General features: G+C 73.3%; 6 protein-coding genes. 3 read left to right on the top strand and 3 right to left on the bottom strand.

Translation table 11 applies throughout. The annotated features are described in order from the left end of the window. Nucleotides 1–46: 46 nt before the first annotated feature. The 3 genes from JNW91_RS29600 to JNW91_RS29590 form a co-directional block, all read right to left on the bottom strand. Nucleotides 47–1348 carry a hypothetical protein gene (locus JNW91_RS29600; protein WP_203178810.1) on the bottom strand — a complete coding sequence of 434 codons (1302 nt, stop codon included), beginning with the start codon at nucleotides 1346–1348 and terminating at the stop codon, nucleotides 47–49. 282 nt (nucleotides 1349–1630) lie between these two features. Beyond that, a complete protein-coding gene (locus tag JNW91_RS29595) occupies nucleotides 1631–2515 on the bottom strand; it encodes a DUF2726 domain-containing protein (RefSeq protein WP_203178808.1) in 885 nt (294 codons plus the stop codon). Nucleotides 2516–2635: 120 nt separating this feature from the next. Further along, complete coding sequence (locus JNW91_RS29590) at nucleotides 2636–3559, bottom strand: phytanoyl-CoA dioxygenase family protein (protein WP_203178806.1); 924 nt, start codon at nucleotides 3557–3559, stop codon at nucleotides 2636–2638. Nucleotides 3560–3730: 171 nt separating this feature from the next. Here JNW91_RS29590 and JNW91_RS29585 point away from each other — a divergent pair, with 171 nt between their 5' ends. From JNW91_RS29585 to JNW91_RS29575, 3 genes are all read left to right on the top strand, one after another. Further along, on the top strand, nucleotides 3731–3883 hold the full coding sequence (locus JNW91_RS29585) for a hypothetical protein (protein ID WP_203178804.1): 153 nt from the start codon (nucleotides 3731–3733) through the stop codon (nucleotides 3881–3883). Nucleotides 3884–3975: 92 nt separating this feature from the next. Then, complete coding sequence (locus JNW91_RS29580; protein WP_203178802.1) at nucleotides 3976–4791, top strand: Asp23/Gls24 family envelope stress response protein; 816 nt, start codon at nucleotides 3976–3978, stop codon at nucleotides 4789–4791. Next, nucleotides 4788–5056, top strand: a 269-nt coding sequence (locus tag JNW91_RS29575) for a hypothetical protein (RefSeq protein WP_203178800.1), incomplete at its 3' end; no start/stop codon positions are given. The genes JNW91_RS29580 and JNW91_RS29575, both read left to right, overlap by 4 nt.

The following is a 5056-nucleotide window of genomic DNA, read 5'->3' as shown; positions in this document are numbered from 1 at the left end:
GGGCTGTCGCCCCGGGGTGACCGGCCGCCACCGGTCGTGCTGCGACTCAGTTGACCGCGATACGCACCGAATCGAACGCCGGCGTCTGGTTGGCCCGCTCCATCATCGGCAGACGGTGCGAACCGTCACCGGCCCAGACCGAACACTGCGCGGTTCCCGACTCCGGCAGACCCGGGATCTGGATGGTCACCTCGTCCGGCTCGGCGCCACCACGGCCGTCCTCGGTCGCCACGAAGAACGCGGGCACCTCCTGCGGCTCCGGCGGGGTGGTCAGGCTGTCCAGCATCCGGCACGCGGTGTGGAAGTGCCCCCGGACCAGGCCCTGGGCGTTGAGCAGCGAGCTCTCCACGTAGTACCCGCCCTGACCGGCGGCCAGGAAGCGGTCCCGGATCAGGTTGCGGGTGCTGACCCGGAGGGTGAACGCCTCGTTGCGGCCCACCTGCTGGGGGAACTGGGTGATCAGCAGGGAGGGGTTGTTGGCGGCGGCGCCGACCTCACCGAACTCCGTGCTCACGCAGCGGTTGCCGTTCTGGAAGCCGTCGTGCGGCTGGAGCTGGCTCTCGTCACAGTTGTTGGCCAGCACGCCGAGCCCGGCGCCGGGGGCGTTGCCGCCGGTGTTCCCGCCGCCGTTGTTGTTGCCACCGCCGTTGCTGCCACCACCGGTGTTGCCGCCGTTGCTGCCACCACCGGTGTTGCCACCGCCGTTGCTGCCACCGCCGGTGTTGCCGCCGTTGCTGCCGGTCGGCTGCACCTGACACTCGGCGAGCTGCGCCAGGCCCTGCGGGCGCGGCCCGACCCGGTCGATGGCGGTGGTGATGCGGTCCAGCACCGTGCGCCGCTTGCCGGCGAGCGGCTGGAGGATGGCGCTGCGGATGAAGGCCTCACCCTTGTTGCCCTCGGCGGCCAGCCGGCGATCGGCCTCGGCGATCTGGGTTGTCAACTGGGCGAGGTTGCGGTCCACCTCGGCCCGGGCCCGCTCCGGCACCTGCGGCAGCTTCGACGCCACGTCCGGGCAGGCGACGGCCGAGCCGGTGCCCACCGTGCCGTCCTTTCCGTCCTCGCACTCGGGGACCGACTGCTGCCCGTCACCCCAGTGGTTGCGCACCCACCGGCCGTTCTGCCAGGTCCGGCTGGTCGAACCGTTTCCACTCGGCGCAGTTGCGCCCGGACTCGGCTCCACGCATTGCCCCGCAGCCGGGCGGGGCTTGTTAGTCCGCCGATCCTGGGCCGACGAAATCTGGGTCACGGCGACAACTCCGCCGAAGACCACGAGCGTGCCGACAACGGCCAGCAGACGCTTGCTCCGCGCGTTGCCGGATGACCGGCGCGCCCGTGTGGACCTGCGCATCGAATTGCTCTCCTTCTCGATCCGGTACTGGATTCCTGCCCTCGGCGGACCGACGGATTTGAGATGGCACGCGTCAACGGCGGCCACCACGACCTACCCGGTGATGTGTCGACGGCCGACGATGCCCTTTCCGCACCGTCCTCCGCGTCAGGTCGACGCGGATGGGGGAGATCCTCTTCATTCGCGCAGGAGTACGGGACGGCGACCGGGAAGGTTCAACCGACGCACAGAAAATTGTCGCGAGCCGGCCCGGAGCGGGTCAGCTGGAGAAACCGACGCTGGTCAGTCGGCGCACAGGTGGTCGAAGGCGAACCCGCCGACCAACTCGTCACGGCGTCGGCTCAGCGCGGCGATCTGCGCCGTCAGCTCCGCGCGCCGCACCAGCTCCACGCCGTCGGCGCCGGCGGTACGCAGCCGCTCCCCGACGGCGACCGCGGCGAGGTCCTCGGCCAACCGGTCCGCGTCGATTCCGCAGAAGAACCGGTGCTCGGTCACCGAGACCCGCTCGACGAGGCAGGCATCCGGGCGCACCTGCACCCAGCTCCACCCCTGCGCCGGGCCGTCCGCCCAGCGCACGTGCAGCCCTCGCACGATCGGGTCGGCCAGCCGCCCGGCCACGTACGCCTCGACCGCGGCCGCGCGGGTCAGCGCGCCGAGATCGTTCACCGGCCCGCTTCGGCCGTCCGGCAGCCGGCCGAGGATGTCCCGGAAGCCCACCGCGGCCGAGTCCTCATCACCGGCGCTGGGCCCGGCAGCGCCCGCCGCGAAGTTCCGCGCGTCGATCACGTACTCCACCAGGCGCCGGCCATGCTCGCCCGCTCGCAACGTCGGTGACCCGATCCGCAGCACGGGCAGCCCGACCGCCGCGCTCACCGCGTCCTTCAGCCGCTCGGCGCGCTGCTGCGCCGAACCGGCGGGCGGCACCGGACCGATCTCCACGGCGACGACCGGGCGCCCGGTGTCGGCGGCGCAGACCACGAGGTCGAACGCGGCCCGGCTCGCGGAACCCCACTGGCTGCCGGTGACACCCGGTGGGCGCCCCTGGACGAGGTCGCTGAGTCGACGCGCCGGATACACCCGGTGCCCGGCACGGCTGAACAGCGCTCCCCCGCCGTCGGCGGGCGCCGCCCGCAGCCAGCCGCGGTCGTCGCTGCCGATGCTCGTCATCTGCCTGATCCATCCGCCGGTCGGTCGCGCCGGGCCGAGTCTAGGTGGTCGATCATGGCGCGCGCCTCGGCGGTGCGGCCGACACCATCCCCGACCGGTCGGACCGTCGGTCGGCGGCGGTTACTCGGCGGCGCCCATCACCAGGCCCTCGATGGTGTGCTTCTGCCGGATCGGTTCCAGCCGGTCCACCACGTGGCAGGGCAGGTGCTCGCGGACCAGCGGGGGCAGGCTCTCCCAGGAGCCCCGGGTGACGGCCATGTCGTGGTGGGCGGCGTTGCCCGCGCCCGGGGCGTCGACGCCGAGCACCAGCACCGGCCGGGCCGATCGGGAGACGTTCGGGGTGCCACGGTGGATGGTCAGCGCCGACCGGGCCGAGATGTCTCCGCGCTGCGGGTACTTGCGCACCGCCCGCTGCTGGTATCGGGGGTAGCGCTCCCGCGGCGGGAACATCTCGTGGTCGAAGTCGGCACCGTCGTCCCACTGGGTGCCCGGGGCGATCTCGAACGGACCCATCTCCTCCACCGTGTCGACGGTGGTCAGGTTGAACGCCAGCGACGTGAGCCGACGCTGCCGCCGGGTGTCCTCCGGCATCGGAAAGTCCCGGTGCCACGGCTGCATCGCCGCTCCGGGAAAGGGGATGTCGAAGCCCAGCTCGACGATCTCGTACTCCGGGCCGAGCACCGCTTCGCACACCGACACCACCCACGGGTGGGTGACCAGCTCGACGAAGCCGCCCAGCTGCTCCGGATGGATCTCGACGTACCAGCGCTCCGGGCCGCGGCCGACGGCACCGTCGGGGCGGGAGCGCGCCTCGGCGAACGCGGCGGCCACATCGTCGCCGACCTGTTGCACCCAGGCCGGGTCGAAGGCGCCCCGGCAGGCCGTGATGCCGTCGCGGTAGAGGTCGCCGAGCGCTCGATCGGCACCTCGTCCGCGGCGGTCGGCGCGGGGTTGGCGGCGGGGGGAACGCGCATTGAGGGCCTCCTCGGGGGACGAAGCGATCGTTACAACGTTGTAGAAGCGTGTCAAGGGCGGTCGAGCCATGCCAGGGCTGGACCGCCGATGTGACCTGGATCACATGATTGGGGTGTTCCAGAGGTCCCCGCCGGGTGTATCCAACGGGTCGCCGGTAGCGGGCCGGCCGGGAGGTCAGCATGTCGCGACAGCAGTTCGGCGGCCTCGCCGACAGCGGTCAGGGCGCTCGCCCGCGCCGGGATGACCGTCCTCGCCCTGCTCGCCGACCTCGCCGGGCCGGTGATCCGACCATCCTGCGGCGACCACGCGCTGATCGAACCGGGCGACATCACCGACTTCCCCAGAGGCCCATCGCCACCCGCCCGTCCGCCCCGACCGCCGGCCCGGCCGTAGGCGTCGGCGCCGCCAGCGGGGATCCGAGCACCGGCAACAGCCCTCGCATCGGCGCGAAGCGGCGAGAACGGGGCACCCCCGGGGCGGCGGACGTGGCGCGGATCGCGACCGATGCCGCCGGCCAGGTGCCCGGCGTGTCCCGCGCCCACCCGGCCGCGGTCCGTCTGAGCGAACGGTCCGTGGGCCTCGACCTGCACCTGATCACCTCGTACGGACACAGCGTGCCCGCCGTCGCCGAGGCCGTCCGGATGGCCGTCGCCGACCGGGTGGCCGCCGGCACCGGGCTCACCGTTGCCGCCGTGACCGTCACAGTGGACGACCTGCTCGTCCCCGGCGCCGACGGCACCCGGACGGAACGACCGGCCAACCGGCCGGAGAACGGCATGCGCACCATCAACCGGGCGGCCTCGCTGGTGTTGTCCGTCGCCCTGCTCGTCGGGGGCGCGCTGCTGGCCGTCCAGGCGCTGCTGGTCACGCTGGGCCGCCCGGCATCGCTGCTCGACCGCACCGGCTGGTACGACACGCTGACCACCACCCGCTGGCACGACCCGAACGTCCGGACGGTGGCCGGCGTGACCGTACTACTCGGACTGGTCATCCTGGCCGCTCAGCTGCGCCGCTGGACACCGGTCCGTCTCCGCGTCGACGAGCGGGACGGCTGGTACCTGCGCCGACGGTGCGTGGAACGTCGGCTGACCGACGCGGCCGGCACCGTGCCGGGGGTACGGCGGGCACGGGTGCGGATCCACGGGCGCGGCGACCGGTGGCACCCCCGGGTGCGCGCCACCGGCGACCCGGCGGCTCGAGCGGAGATCGAGTACGCCGTACACCAGGAGCTGCACAACCTCGCCTCGCCCCGCAACGGCAGGATCGAGATCCGGCTGCTGCCCCACGGGCGGCCGGCATGACCGACGCCGCACACCGACTGTTGTGGACCATCATCGCGCTACTCCTGGTGGCGGGCGGGACGGCCGTCCTGCTGGTCGGCTTCGGCGCGCCGCCGGGCGGCGATCCTGGCGGAGCGGTGCTCGGCGGAGGGCTGCTCGACGGGTGGCGGTTGGCCGCGCCGTGGAGCACCCTGGCCGCCACGGTCGCCGGAGTTCTGACCGCCCTCGCCGGGCAGCGCCTCCTGGCCCGCGAGCTGCGCCGGCCCGGCCGGACGCTGCGCGGCAC

It is taken from the genome of Micromonospora parastrephiae, assembly GCF_016802865.1.
In the GTDB taxonomy this organism is placed as follows: domain Bacteria; phylum Actinomycetota; class Actinomycetes; order Mycobacteriales; family Micromonosporaceae; genus Micromonospora; species Micromonospora parastrephiae.
This window is presented reverse-complemented; position numbering and strand designations above follow the sequence as displayed.